This window comes from Companilactobacillus formosensis (assembly GCF_005405305.1).
Lineage (GTDB): Bacteria > Bacillota > Bacilli > Lactobacillales > Lactobacillaceae > Companilactobacillus > Companilactobacillus formosensis.
On sequence record NZ_BJDU01000002.1, the window covers coordinates 210,214 to 224,813 of the forward strand.

9 protein-coding genes are annotated in these 14,600 nt (G+C 35.6%); 7 read left to right on the top strand and 2 right to left on the bottom strand.

The genetic code is table 11. The features are described 5' to 3' along the window. The first annotated feature begins 42 nt into the window (after positions 1-42). Genes pyrR through FFM65_RS03330 form a run of 3 tightly spaced genes read left to right on the top strand, consistent with a single transcriptional unit; the run spans position 43 to position 4,073 of the window. Positions 43-570, top strand: coding sequence for a bifunctional pyr operon transcriptional regulator/uracil phosphoribosyltransferase PyrR (pyrR, locus tag FFM65_RS03320; RefSeq protein ID WP_119317595.1), 528 nt, complete (start codon positions 43-45; stop codon positions 568-570). Between the two features lie 21 nt (positions 571-591). Continuing rightward, complete coding sequence (locus FFM65_RS03325) at positions 592-1,680, top strand: carbamoyl phosphate synthase small subunit (protein ID WP_119317594.1); 1,089 nt, start codon at positions 592-594, stop codon at positions 1,678-1,680. After that, positions 1,671-4,073: an ATP-binding protein gene (locus FFM65_RS03330; RefSeq protein ID WP_119317593.1), complete on the top strand. Its 2,403-nt coding sequence runs from the start codon at positions 1,671-1,673 to the stop codon at positions 4,071-4,073. The genes FFM65_RS03325 and FFM65_RS03330 overlap by 10 nt, the downstream gene beginning before the upstream one ends. A gap of 43 nt (positions 4,074-4,116) precedes the next feature. Here FFM65_RS03330 and FFM65_RS03335 read toward each other — a convergent pair whose 3' ends face one another. Next, a complete protein-coding gene (locus tag FFM65_RS03335) occupies positions 4,117-5,778 on the bottom strand; it encodes an Rqc2 family fibronectin-binding protein (RefSeq protein WP_119317592.1) in 1,662 nt (553 codons plus the stop codon). A 138-nt stretch (positions 5,779-5,916) separates the two neighbouring features. On the opposite strand from FFM65_RS03335, the gene FFM65_RS03340 reads away from it, so the two are divergent. The 3 genes from FFM65_RS03340 to FFM65_RS03350 all read left to right on the top strand — a co-directional run bounded on the left by FFM65_RS03340 (position 5,917) and on the right by FFM65_RS03350 (position 10,828). Next, entirely contained in the window at positions 5,917-6,783 is an 867-nt protein-coding gene (locus FFM65_RS03340; protein WP_119317768.1) for a DegV family protein, read from the top strand. 130 nt (positions 6,784-6,913) lie between these two features. Continuing rightward, entirely contained in the window at positions 6,914-8,170 is a 1,257-nt protein-coding gene (locus FFM65_RS03345; RefSeq protein ID WP_119317591.1) for a CAP domain-containing protein, read from the top strand. Between the two features lie 147 nt (positions 8,171-8,317). Next, positions 8,318-10,828: an excinuclease ABC subunit UvrA gene (locus FFM65_RS03350; protein WP_119317590.1), complete on the top strand. Its 2,511-nt coding sequence runs from the start codon at positions 8,318-8,320 to the stop codon at positions 10,826-10,828. 72 nt (positions 10,829-10,900) lie between these two features. Here the strand turns inward: FFM65_RS03350 and FFM65_RS03355 are convergent, their stop codons facing one another. Next, a complete protein-coding gene (locus FFM65_RS03355) occupies positions 10,901-11,488 on the bottom strand; it encodes a site-specific integrase (protein WP_119317589.1) in 588 nt (195 codons plus the stop codon). A 699-nt stretch (positions 11,489-12,187) separates the two neighbouring features. Between FFM65_RS03355 and ppsA the strand changes: the two genes are divergently transcribed. Then, a complete protein-coding gene (gene ppsA, locus FFM65_RS03360; RefSeq protein WP_119317588.1) occupies positions 12,188-14,581 on the top strand; it encodes a phosphoenolpyruvate synthase in 2,394 nt (797 codons plus the stop codon). Positions 14,582-14,600 lie beyond the last annotated feature (19 nt).

Here is a 14,600-nt window from a genome sequence, read left to right on the forward strand (position 1 = left end):
ACTCACTTTGTGGGTGCTTTTTTTTGAAAGTAGGGAAAATTAATGGCAAAAGAAATTATTGATGGTCAAACAATGACCCGTGCATTGACACGTATTACTTATGAAATTATTGAAAGAAATAAAGGAATAGAAGATTTAGTTCTTGTAGGTATTAAAACACGTGGAATTTTTGTAGCTCATAGAATTGAATCTAGATTAAAGCAACTAGAGAATATTTCAATTCCAGTCGCTGAACTGGATATTACGCCTTATCGTGACGACCAAACTCACGAAGAAAAGGATATTTCTAAAGTAGATGCGAAACCTTTAGGGATTGATATTAACAACAAGCACGTGATCTTAACTGATGATGTTCTATACACTGGAAGAACTATCCGTGCAGCAATGGACGCATTGATGAGTGCTGGACGTCCAAAGAAAATTTCCTTAGCCGTTTTGGTTGATCGTGGACACCGCGAATTACCAATCCGCGCTGATTTTGTAGGTAAGAACATACCAACATCTCAAAAAGAAAAAATCAAAGTTTCAATGAAGGAAATCGATGGAGAAGATAAGATCGAAATCGAATAAACATTTGAGGAGTTGCTTTGAATGAAACGTTATTTAATTTTAGAAGATGGAACAGTTTTTCCTGGAGATGGTTTCGGTTCTTCTATTATTACTACTGGTCAATTAGTGATATCAAATAATCGTACAGGAATTGAGCAGTCCGTAACTGATCCTAATACCGAGGGTCAAATCATTGCTTTTACAATTCCTTCTGTGGGTAACTCAGGAATTAATCGTGATTTTTATGAATCAATCAATTCACAATGTAAGGGAGTCGTAATTGGCTCCTCTAGTTTGTCGACGGTCAATAACTCTATTTCATTTGAAGAGTGGATTACTAGTTTGAAAATACCTGGTATTAAGAACGTTGACGTGCGAGCTTTGTCAAAGCATATTGCTGAACATGGCGAAATGAAAGCCAGTATCATGGATACGCATGATGAACACGCAATCGATCAAATCAAAGCCTTAGTGTTACCACCAGATTTGGTCAAAAGAGTCTCAACTCGGCAATCATATCCTAATCCCAATATGGGGCTAAAAATCGTTATTATCGATCTTGGTTTAAAATATTCAATTTTGAGACAGTTATCTTATCGAGATTGTAATTCGATTATTGTAAATTATAATGCAACGATTGAAGAAATCGAAAATCTACACCCAGACGGAATTATTTTTTCCAACGGTCCTGGGGACCCCAAAGATTTGCCCAAAACAATCGAACGGATTCAAATTCTGCAAAAGGATTATCCAATTTTAGGAATCGGTTTAGGTAGTTTATTGATAGCCTTAGCTAACGATTGTCAAATAACTCATTTACCACAGCCACATCATGAATCTTCATTGGCAGTGAAAGAAGTGGCCAGTGGCAAAATTGATTTTGTTAATCATAATCATTCTTATACGTTAGATCAGAAGTATATTGGTAGTTCTGATTTTATTGTGACTAATATTTGTGTTGCGGACGGTACTATCGAAGGAATTCGTCATGAGTATTTGCCAATCATGGGAGTTTTATTTGAACCAGAGGCTGCTCCCGGACCAACTGATGGCTATTACGTATTTGATGAATTTATCGATTTGATCGAATCAGTCAAGCAACAGGAGGGAATTAGAAGTCAATGGAATTAGACGATGTACATACAATCTTAATTATCGGACCTACGAGCAGTGATAAAAACGTTGATTTGTCGACTGCTCTTTATGATACCGTTGACATCTTGCATCAACTCGGTTACAAACTTTCTATTATTGTTGAAAATCCAACATCGTTGTTATCGTCCGGTGTTTTTTACGATAAGACTGTAGTGGAAAAGGTTACTGGCGATAATGTTTTAAAGTACGTTCAAAAATATCATCCTGATTCAATTTTGCCAATTGTCGGAGATAGAAATGCTTTAGGAATTGTATCTAGTTTGAACGGCAAGATTGGTGAGACGAAAATTTTAGGCCCAAGTTTTGCGGCTTCTTTGGCTACATTTAAACGAGAATTATTTATTAAAAAATTAACGCATGCGAATTTACCAGTCATTAAATTTGTATCTTCTGATGATGAAAAAGAGATATACAGTTTTATCCGTTCAATCGGTTTTCCTATCATTGCTAGAAGACGTTATTCTAACCGGCATTCAAGTGGCTGGACTAATATTAACAATTTGTTTGAATTAGATAATTTTATGGCAATGGAAGATATTTCAGACACCAAAATTGAAATTGAACGTAGTATTCGTGGATTCAGTGAATATTCTTTTACGATTTTGCGTGATCGTTATGACAATTCTTCACTAGTTGGAACGATTGAAGATATTGAACCGATCGGTATTCATCATTTGGATTCTAACTTGATTTCACCAGCAATTTCTTTAAATGATTCTAAATTGCAACGTTTAAGAAACTTTTCAATTAAATTAGCAAGAACCTTTAATGTCATTGGTGTTTGTACGGTTCACTTTGCTTATAATCATGCGACTAACGAATCTTATATTACAGAATTTATCCCTCGTTTAAGTGAGGAAACTAAGTTTTTGGAATATGCGACAAGTTATCCAGTGGCTACGGCGGTGGCTCAATTGTGTTTAGGATATCATCTTGATAAATTGCAATTGGATGCTGGAAACTACTTTAACGGCGCTACTGAACCCTTTGTGGATCACATTACATCACGCTTTCCACAATGGTCGACTAATGACCAACGATATTTGGGACCTAGCAAAACTTCTAATTCAAGTATAGTCGTTAATGGATTTAGCTTAGAAGAAGTTTTGAACAAAGGTGCATTGAATGATAAATTAAATAATAATTTCAATCGTTACAATGAATTACGAAAATTGGACGATGATGAGTTATTTGAAAAGATCATTCACCCTACTAATTGGATGCTAGACGTCCTATCAGAAGCTTTGAGAAGAAAATTTGAAAAGCCTGTCTTGTCAGAGATTACCGGTATCAATATGCCTTATTTGACTGCTTTACAAAATATCATTGATAACAGTTTGATCATCCGTGAAGGTGAAATCGATGGCAAGAATGTCGAGCATATGGTCAATATGGGTGTTAAAGGTGTGGGCCATTCGAAGTTATTGCTTGATAGTTCAGATATTGTTACAAAAACTGTAGTCAAAAATAAGCAAGCAGTTTCTGTAGCCAATAATGATTTTATCAATCATAATTACTTTGTGACGAGTGGTATCAGTAATGAATTACAATTGAGTGATCGAATGAAGATAATTGTTAGAACGCCTATTATTACTTCAAAAACTGATATTATGATTCGCCAGTTTGTTTTATTCCAATTAGCTAAGTCAATCGATCAAAATGGATTAGAGCCAATTATTATTGGTCGTGAACCCTGGAATGCTCCATTATCGATGCGGCGAAAAGTAGTAGAGATCGATGATCCACATATGGAAATGAAGAATCTTGGCTTGATTTCAAATGACAGCGTGTTAAATATTATTGACCTTTCAAAAAATTTAATTGAGACAGATGATAAAAGAGTCTTTCAATTCAGTGCTCAGGAATTAAAGAATTGGAAATTAAAAGCAAATACTTCGGTTCGTGTAATGGTAGTCAGCGATGGTGAAAATTATTTGGCTCCATCAGTGATTTATCAGGCAAAACGTGATGGCCATTTGTATGAGATAAGTTCCGTCAATAATTTCATGACGATTGAAGATAGAGCTAATATTTCACGACTCATCAAGCATGAATTAGAAGATGATCAGAAAGTTGATATTTATAACTTTGAATTAGTAAAGAGCAACGATCACTGGTTGATGACGAAAAAATATCGTGGTATGACTAACGATATTATTCGCCACGAATTGGCTAGTTCTGTCCATGTGATTGATACTTTAGTTAAGTTGTTGCTAGGAAATAAAATTGGCAATGATTTGACCTTAGAGGAGATTTTTGACAATTTCGACGATAAATATTTGTTGACGATTGATTCAAAGCGTTATCAATTATTAGATGAAGAAGAAACAAAAGCTGAATTATCTAAATTAAGAAAAAATGAAAAATAAAAAGACAATGATTTCTATTTTTAAAATGAAATCATTGTCTTTTTTAGTTTTCTTTTAATGATTCAACTAACTTACGATCAGGGTCTACTAAAATAGTTTTTTGACCTTCAAAAATTACAAATCCAGGTTTAGCGCCATTAGGCTTTCTGATATGTTTAATTTGAACATAGTCTACTGGAACTTTGCTAGATTCACGAGCCTTTGAATAGTATGCGGCGATAACGGCAGCCTGAGTAATAGAATCTTCATCAGGGGTGCTGGTCTTTAAAATAACGTGAGAACCAGGGATGTTCTTAACGTGGAACCAATAATGATTCTTTTGTGCCAGTTTCATCGTTAATTGGTCATTTTCCAAATTGTTTTTACCGACAGTAATTTCAATGCCGTTAGTAGTTTGGAAATTTTCACCAATCTTTTTCTTACGTTTTTTTCGAGCGTTCTTGCGCTTTTTCTTAATATAACCAGAAGAAATCAATTCTTCAACAATGCCGTCAACATCCTCAATATCAACGTATTCGAGGGAAGCCAACACAGATTCTAGGTAATTAACTTCATTAGTAGTAATTTCTAATTGTTCATTGATATGAGGAATAGAATTTTGTAGCTTACGATATTTCTTATAATAACTTTGAGCATTCATTGAAGGAGAATACTCAGGATTAAGCTTAATCGTGACATCCTCGTTATTGTAATAATTAGTTAAAGTTATTGAACTACTACCGTGCTTGATTTTTGACATATAAGTCGTTAACAATTCACCGTAAAGATTGTATTTGCTCATAACATCGGTTTTTTTCAATTGTTGATTGAGCTTTTTGATCTTGGATTTATCCTTTTTCAAAATAATATCTAAACGATGAGTGATACTCTTAGTTTGCTGTTCGATTCGATCCAATCGAGCCTTGTCCAAGTAAAAATTATCTAGTAATTCACTTAGGCTAGAGTATGTCGTCACCTCAGTAGTAGTATTTGTAAAACTAATAGGGAAGAAACCTAACTTATTTTTATCGTTAGACTTTGCGGTATTTGGGTGGATTTGATTTTGATAAAGGTCTGTAAAATCAGCTAAATTATGACCTGCTGCAAGAAATTCAGCTAATTCTTTTGAAGTATCCAAACCAATCCCTTCAAATTTTGCTCGTAAATCACTGGCAGATAATCCAGTACCAGTTTCACTAGTAGCAAATGGATTGACCTTATTTTGAGCGGGTGGTAATTTATAATCGTCTCCTGGCAATAGACCTCGATAGCTGTTGTTTTCAGGTGAAACACGTTTGATCAAATCAACGATTTTACCAGTTTCTTTGCTGACCAAGAAGATATTACTGTGACGAGCCATAATTTCAGTGATCAAAGTATAATCATGGATATCGCCTAGTTCATTTTTGGCTGATAGATCGATCATGACTACACGGTCATTATTTAATTGATGAAAATCTTGTACAATTGCACTCGTAATATACTTACGTAAAGACATTACAAAAGTGGAGGGTTTAGCTGGATTAGCAAAAGGTTGATCAGTAATTTGAACTCGAGCATAACTAGGGTGTGCTGATAACAAAAGCTGACGATTTTTCCGATTGCTACGTACTGTTAGAATCAATTCGTTAGCGAATGGTTGTTGGATTTTACTGATACGACCACCGCGAAGATTCTGATTTAATTCGTTTACCATCGCATGGGTAAACATTCCGTCAAAAGACATATATATAATTTCCTTTCTAAAAATACTTGAGAATTTCTGAAACTTTTATGTTGTAACAAATATAAAAGTGAATGAGTATGATATAATCTAATGGTTATACAATCATTATACGTAACCAAACAAGGAATTGATAAATTTATGAAAATAGCCATTGTAACTGATAGTACATCTTATTTACCACAAGAAATAGTCGATAAATATCATATAACAGTTGTACCGATTGAGGTAGTATTTAATACTAAAACGTATCGAGAAGACATCGATATTACTACATCTGAATTTTATGATTTATTACAAGAATCACCAGAATTACCTTCAACGGCTCAACCTTCTCTTGGTGAAATGATGAACGTATACGATAAATTGGCTAAAGAAGGCTATGATACCGTAATTTCGATTCATTTAGCAAGTACTATTTCCGGATTTGTTAATAATCTAAAAAGTGCTGCTCAAACTATCGACAACATTAATGTCGTAGTTTACGATTCACATATCACCGTTCGTTTAATGGGTTATTTGGCCCAAGAAGCTGCCAGAATGGCTCAAGAAGACAAACCATTGGATGAGATCATTGCTCGTTTAGACTCATTGAGAGCATCAATTGGCGAGTCATTTGTTGTAGATGATTTAAAAAACTTAGTTAAAGGTGGCAGACTTTCCAATGCTTCTGCGGTAATTGGTACTGTCTTAAATATTAAACCTTTATTGGAATTTGACAACCAAACTCATGCAATTGTGGCTTATGATAAGGTTCGATCCATGAAAAAAGCTAAATTAAAAGCTGAAGAAAAACTGGCTAATGCTATGCAAGAAGCTGATTATCCGTTGAGATTATTAGTTATCGATGCTGATGATAAAGAAGCTGGTGACCGTTGGGCAAAAGAGTTAAGGGAGAAATATCCTGATAATACTTTGGAACGGTCATACTTTGGACCTGTTATCGGAGCACATCTCGGTAAGGGAGCGCTTGCAATAGCTTGGATTAAGGATTTCGATAAATCATAATTTGAGGCCGAAAGGCTTTTTTATTTTGTCGAAATAATATAAAATATTTATTATAAGTAATGCTTTATTAATAACTTTAATGAGTTAAAATGAATGTAACCATTATCTACACAGTGAAAAGGGGAGTATCATGTTTTCGAAAACAAAGAAAACGGCTATTCTACTAGCCGCCAGCGCACTTCTTGCAACAAGTTTAGGAGGGAATCTTGCTTATGCAGATACCACCGCTACGACAAATCCCACAGTATCAAATACTACCAAGAATAGCGATAATTCCAGTGTAGCCACTGCCACAAACGACAATGACCAAGAGAACGTTGTCCAAAATAGTACTGCTAAAGATAATCAAACGACTTCAACAGATAGTTCTGACACTACAAGTAATAATACTGCCACTACTCAAGCAGGATATCAAAAGATCGATACAGCTGCCGTTCGAGTAGCCATGCTTTCAGAATTGAATCGTTTACGTGCTCAAAACAATCTACAACCATTAACTTCAGTAAATACTTTAAACAGTTACGCTCAAAGTAGAACTGACAGTTTCCTTGGTTCTGGTGGCGTTGATAATCATGCGGGCTGGAATTCAGCTAATATGTATCCATACAATTTAACGGCTGAAGAGAATATTGCTCAAATGCCATATTCAATGCTGGGCACTACTGATCCAACTGTTATTGCTCAAAAAATCACCAATGAATTTTATAGTGAAATGTATGATCCCGAACCAAATTATGGTCACAGAAAGAATATGCTAAATCCTTACGTGAACTTTGTTGGTATTGGGGTAAGTGTTGCTAATAACGGAATGATTTACTTCTCACAAGAAATGGGAAATAATCAAGAAACTTACAGCAAATATGACGCTAGTGATGTATATGCTTATTATTTAACTAACGATAACGACTACGCTAATGTTTCTCAGTACGACATTGCTGATGCTAAAAAGACTAATGCTGACTATCAAAACAGAGATAATTATAAAACTGCTGATTTGCGTGGTGGTGTAACAACTAAGAATCAAGTAACACATCTATATGACCGTTATGGAAATCAAAGAACTGATTTAGCTCTTGCTCCAAACAGTGAATGGATTTCTGATATGATTGCAATTATTGATGGAAACTTCTATTACCATGTTTCTACTAATGGCTTTGTGGCAGCTGATGATGCTTTGCCATGGGCTACATTCTTAGCTGGTTCAACTGTTAGAACAACTGCCAATGCCAAAGTTTATGATAATGCCGGTAATTATACTGGTAATACCGTGGGCAATGGTACGGAATGGATTGTTGATCGTCGTGCAGTTAACCCATTGACTAATGTTAAGATGTATCGTATTGGTACTAATGCTTGGATTCAACAAAATCAATTACAACAATTATAAAAAATAAGGAAGCCTTAATCGGTTTCCTTATTTTTTTGACTAATTTGAGAATCATTTTGGCGGTAACATAACTGTAACTATACAGTTTACAATGTTATTATAATTATTGCTAAATTAATATTCATAAAAAGGAAGTACTGTGGTTATATGGATAAAAAAATTGAGGTCCGAGGAGGGAAAGTCAACAACTTAAAGAATATCGATGTTGATATCCCTTTGAATAAATTTGTGGCTATCTCTGGACCATCCGGATCTGGGAAAAGTTCGTTAGCTATGGGTATCTTGTATGCTGAGGGTTCAAGAAGATACCTAGAAGCTTTATCGACATACACGAGAAGACGAATTAGTCAAAGTAAGCGTTCAGACGTCCAAGAAGTTAAACATATTCCTTCAGCAATTGCTCTTCGTCAGCGTCCTGGAGTTCCTTCAGAAAGATCGACCGTTGGCTCAATGAGTGAAATTTTTAATGTCGTTCGATTGATTTTTTCTCGCTTAGGCTCAACCGTCTGTCCAAATGGTCACCGAATAGAGCCTAGTCTTAAAATAGCCCAAGCGATGGATTTACCAGGAGATCGTATGGGAGTAATTACTTGTCCCGTCTGTGGTGTTCAATTCATGGCCAAGTCAGCCGAAGATTTCGCCTTTAATTCTGGTGGTGCCTGTGTTCAATGTCATGGTACAGGTAAAATCCGTGAATTAGATGAAAGTAAATTAATTGGCGATGAGTCATTAACCCTTGATCAAGGAGTGGTCGCTTCATGGCATCTTCCTGGAAGAAATTTCATGCCAACAGTTGCAGCAACTCTAGGAGTTCGGACTGATGTTCCTTATAAAGATTTGACTGACAAAGAAAAGAATATCGTTTTACATGGTGAAAAGAAACAATATTCAGTCGATTTCAGAACCTCAACTGGTCGTGTTTTTCACACTGATAAAACATTGTATGAGAATGCTTATGAAGCGGTTTATGATTCTTTAAAGACTGTCAAAAGTGAACGCTCCATCAATAAGATCAATCAATTCTTTCATTTTTCAGTATGTCCAACTTGTCATGGCACACGCTTGAATCCTGAATTATTAACACAAATCGTGGGTCAAAAGAATATCGCTGAGGTTTCCGACCTAACTTTGGGTAAACTTGCTGATTGGGAAAAGATAACTAAAGAAGAACTTCCACAAGAATTACAGGCCATGGCTAGAGTACTTTTCAAGAATTTACATGATACTTTACAGCCACTGCTTGATTTAGGGTTAGATTATTTGACCTTATCTAGAAATGGCAATACTTTGTCGACTGGAGAACTACAACGAATCCAATTGGCAAAGACCTTAAGAACTGAAACAACTGGCGTACTTTACGTTTTGGATGAACCTTCAATTGGTCTTCATCCTGATAATGTTAAAGGCTTGATCAATATTTTTCATAAATTGATTGATCAAGGAAATTCTCTAGTAGTTGTTGATCACGAAGTTGATATTATCAGTGCTGCTGACTGGGTAATTGAAATTGGTCCTGGTTCTGGTGATGCTGGAGGCAATGTTATCGCTCAAGGTACGCCACAAGAATTAGTTCATGATAAGAATTCATTAATCGGTCCGTTTATTTCTGGAAAAGCCAATATTATGCATGAAAAGGTACCATCTAAGAAAAATGCCACAGATTTATCAACAAATTTCGAAGTTAAAGATTATTTCAATTTACATGATATATCAGCTTCGATACCCGGAAATAAAATAACTGCTATTACTGGTTTTTCAGGAGCCGGCAAGACTAGTTTGATTTTAGACAGTCTAGTACCAGCTATCGAGAGTAAAAAGAACAAGCAAGCATTGCCAAAACAAGTCACAAAACTAGATACCAAATTAACTAATGTTGTCAGCATCGATGCTAAACCAGTTGGTAAAAATACGCGATCGAGTTTAGCAACTTATACGACGATCATGGATAATTTGAGGCATATGTTTGCTGATTTACCCGAATCTAAAGCTAGAAAATATACTATTTCGAATTTTTCCTACAATAATAAGCAAGGTGCTTGTGAACACTGTGGTGGTATCGGGAAAATTTCCTTAGATATTCAATATCTTCCGGATATGGTAGAAGTTTGTCCATACTGTCATGGGAATCGTTTCAAGGATGAAATTCAACAAATCCGTTGGCATGGTTATTCGATCGTTGATTTGCTTAATTTATCAGTTAAAGATGCGTTGAAGGTTTTTGAATCAGTTCCCAAAATTGAAAAGCAATTAAAACTATTGGACGAAATTGGCTTAAACTATCTTCATCTCGGCGAAAGTACACCAGAGTTGTCAGGCGGGGAAGCTCAACGTTTGAAACTAGTTAATCATTTGACAGGCAAACAAGATAAAACGATGTTTGTTTTCGATGAACCATCTGTCGGGTTGCATCCAATCGATGTTCAAACCCTGCTCGGTGTTATGAATAAATTAAAATCAAAAGGAGCAACGATTATTATTATTACTCACGATTTGGATTTGATGACTAACGCTGATTACTTAATTGATTTAGGTCCAAAGGGTGGTGCTGCTGGTGGTAAATTAATGGCAGCCGGTGATCCAAGTGAATTGGTCAAGCATGCATCAAGTTTAACCCTAGATTATTTAAAAGAACATTTTCAAAAATTCGGTTTAGAGTAGCAAATATAATATATAGTTAGTTAAAAAGACAGACCTAACAAATTACTGTTGGGTCTGTCTTTTTGCGTTTAATTAACCGAAGTCAACTTGATCAAGCATTTGTTCACGGGATTCTTGATCTAGTCCTAAATAAGCCAAAGTCATCTGTTGACTACTGTGATTGAGAAGTCTCATGACTAAAGCGATATTGTAATTAGATTGGATATAGACACGATAAGCTCCAGTTTTTCTCATCGTATGCGTACCCAAATAATTGATTCCCAATAAATCTCCAGTCTTTGCCATAATCTTATAAAATTGCTTTTCCGAAATATGTCGATTAGGACGTTGCATTGAAGGGAAAAGCCATTCGGAATTAATGTGATTTTCCAAAAGCCATTTTTGATAAATCAATAAGTCACGTTTAATTGGTCGCAAATACAAAGTATTCGGTTTACCAGTTTTTTTATCGTGAATATAAGCGTTCTTTCGTAGTTCATCATACTCGTCAAAAACGTCACTGTATTTTAAAGACATGACATCGGAAACTCGAAGTAGGGTCGCTTTGCCAGTTTGAAAAATTGTGTAGTTACGACGACCATATTTGAAATTCCTTAAAAGTGTATTTTTAACTTCATTTAGGATATTTGTATCTTTTATAGGTAAAACTAGCTGTTTCATAGCTCCTCCATTGTGGGGACTATTATTTAGTTATATTAATAAATAACCCCTATCATTTTATTGTAGTTTTTAAGTGCTGATACGTCAACATTTTACAGGGGCTATTATTTACAAATAACCCCCGTTTTTGACAAAAAAAGGCTATTTTTAAGAATGTTGATTCTACGGCTCAGTTCGCTTTTTAGACCACCACTCGTACACATATGGTTCATAGAATTCGTCTCTCAGACATAGGGGATTTTTCTCTTTTGGAACATAAGATTTGAGAAAAATTGTTCACAAATTGTTGCTTTTATATTAGGGAACAGCAATTTGTACAATATTAATGAAGATGATTTTTTCTGTGCGTTCATTATTAGATCCACTGTTAATATTTCGCCTTTTAAAAGAAAAAATTGATAAAAATGAGTTTAAAAAGCTCCATATTGTGAAACAATTAATTTGCAAGAAACAAAATATATTTTTTGTCTCAATCAATACCAATCATTTTCAATCATCGATAAATTACTTAAATATAGTGGTTTCAAGATGGTTATACCAATTACAACGTTCAAAAAGAGTCAAAAAAATTTTGATGAAAAAACATAAAATAGGGTAACATTTTGTTACAAAGTGAACTATAATGAACTTGTGGTTGAAAGCGGTTACATTTCAACTCTCGGAAAGATTCAAGGTAAAAATCAAAAGGAGGTAATATTTATGAGTAGTCGTGATACTGCTAATGTTTTATGGTTTGATGAGTTACATCGTGAGGATGTTAATTTAGTAGGAGGAAAGTCTTCTTCACTGGGAGAAATGACTTCTTCGATGGATGTACCTGTGCCTTATGGCTTTGCGACAACCGCACGTGCATATCAACACTTTATGGCTCAAACAGGTTTAAACGATAAGGTTAACGCATTGCTAGAGGGTATCAAGGACTACGAAAATTCAGATGAGCTACATGCAACATGTGAAAAGATCAGAAATTTGATCGTTGGTGCAAAGATGCCTGATGATTTAGCTAATGATATCGAAAAAGCATATGCTGATTTATCTGAAAAAGTTGGACAGGACAATCCATTTGTTGCTATCAGATCTTCTGCTACAGCTGAGGATTTGCCAAATGCATCATTTGCTGGTCAACAAGAATCTTATTTGAATATTAAGGGAGCTGCCGATGTAGTTAACCGTGTACAACAATGTTATTCTTCACTATTTACAGATCGTGCAACATATTACAGACACAAGCAACACTTCCCACATGAAAAAGTTGCTTTGTCAGCTGCAGTTCAAATGATGGTCTTCTCAAAGGCTTCAGGTATTATGTTCTCAGTTAACGTTGCTAACGGGGATGCATCTAAGATCGTTATCGATTCAATTTATGGTTTAGGTGAATATATTGTTTTAGGTAAAGTTACACCAAACCACTTCGTTGTCGATAAACAATCAATGAAAATCGATGAGAAGAACGTTGTTAAACAAACAATCCAATTGGAAAGAAATCCTGATGAAGGTACTGTTGAAAAAGCAGTTCCTGAAGAGCTACAAGAAAAACAAGTTCTTACTGACGAACAAGTTATTGAATTAGCTGGATATGCTAAGGAAATTGAACGTCACTATGGCTGTTACATGGATATGGAATTTGCTTTGGATAAGAACACAAATCGTCTTTGGATCGTTCAAGCTCGTCCAGAAACAGTTTGGTCACAAAAGAAGAAGAAAGCTAAGACTGATGATGAAAATGCTGTATCTGAATCAGACGCTAAAGTAGTAGTTCGTGGTTTGCCTGCTAGTCCTGGTGTTGCTAGTGGTGTCGTTCACGTAATTGATTCTCCTGACGACATTGATAAATTCAAGAAGGGTGAAGTCTTAGTTACTTTGATGACATCTCCTGATTGGGTTCCAGCTATGAAGAAAGCTGCTGCTATCGTAACTAATAATGGTGGTATGACTTGTCACGCTGCTATCGTTTCTAGAGAAATGCAAATTCCTTGTATCGTTGGTACTAAGAGTAAAGGTCAAGCCGCTACAGAATCATTTAAGACTGGCGATGTTATCACAGTTGATGCTACAAACGGTATTGTTTATGCCGGTAAAGTGGAAGGAATCGCTAAGAAAGCTGAAAGCAATGCACCTGCTGGCCAAGTAGTAGCTGCTGAAACATTTGCTCCAACAGCAACTGGTGTCATGATGAATTTGGGTGATCCAGATTTAGCTGAAAAGTACTCAACATTACCCGCTGATGGTATTGGTCTAATGAGAGAAGAGTTCTTATGGACTACATTTATTCATGAGCACCCACTATATTTGATCGAACAAGGTCATCCAGAAAAAGTCATCAACATGTTGGCTGATGGTATTTCTAAAGTTGCCCGTGCTATGGCTCCAAGACCAGTTGTCTTACGTCTATCAGACTTCAAGTCTAGTGAATATCGTAACCTCAAGGGTGGAGACAAGTATGAGCCACATGAACCAGCTGATTTGTTAGGTTGGCGTGGTGCTTCTCGTTACTACGATCCTAAGTACATTGAAGCCTTCAAACTAGAACTTGGTGCTGTTAAGAAAGTTCGTAACGAATTCGGTTTGAAGAACTTGAATATCATGATTCCATTTGTCAGAACTGTTGACGAAGCTAGAAAAGTTACCGATATTATCAGAGATGAAGGCTTAGTTCGTGGCGATGACTTCAAGATCTACATGATGGCTGAAATTCCTTCAAATATCATTTTGGCCGATCAATTTAATAAGTACGTTGATGGTTACTCAATCGGATCAAATGACTTAGCAATGTTGATTCTAGGCTGCGATAGAAACAACGATACTGTTTCAAGATTGTTTGACGAACGTAACTTAGCTGTAAAACGTGCTATTAATCACCTAATCAAGACAGCTCATAAAGATGGCAAGACAGTTTCAATCTGTGGACAAGCTCCATCAGAATACCCAGACTTTACTAACTTCTTGATTCAATGTGGTATTGATTATGTATCAGTTAACCCTGACATGGTCAAAGCTACAAAACGTAATGTTGCTCACTTTGAACAAAGAATTATGCTTGACAAGGCAACAGGACGTGGATTAAATGATCCAACCGACTACGATTGGGAATAAAATAAATAGTCAAAAAAGA

Coding starts and splice junctions, on each gene's coding strand:
- pyrR (WP_119317595.1), top strand. CDS start 43: ATGGCAAAAGAAATTATTGATGGTCAAACAATGACCCGTGCATTGACA.
- FFM65_RS03325 (WP_119317594.1), top strand. CDS start 592: ATGAAACGTTATTTAATTTTAGAAGATGGAACAGTTTTTCCTGGAGAT.
- FFM65_RS03330 (WP_119317593.1), top strand. CDS start 1,671: ATGGAATTAGACGATGTACATACAATCTTAATTATCGGACCTACGAGC.
- FFM65_RS03335 (WP_119317592.1), bottom strand. CDS start 5,778: ATGTCTTTTGACGGAATGTTTACCCATGCGATGGTAAACGAATTAAAT.
- FFM65_RS03340 (WP_119317768.1), top strand. CDS start 5,917: ATGAAAATAGCCATTGTAACTGATAGTACATCTTATTTACCACAAGAA.
- FFM65_RS03345 (WP_119317591.1), top strand. CDS start 6,914: ATGTTTTCGAAAACAAAGAAAACGGCTATTCTACTAGCCGCCAGCGCA.
- FFM65_RS03350 (WP_119317590.1), top strand. CDS start 8,318: ATGGATAAAAAAATTGAGGTCCGAGGAGGGAAAGTCAACAACTTAAAG.
- FFM65_RS03355 (WP_119317589.1), bottom strand. CDS start 11,488: ATGAAACAGCTAGTTTTACCTATAAAAGATACAAATATCCTAAATGAA.
- ppsA (WP_119317588.1), top strand. CDS start 12,188: ATGAGTAGTCGTGATACTGCTAATGTTTTATGGTTTGATGAGTTACAT.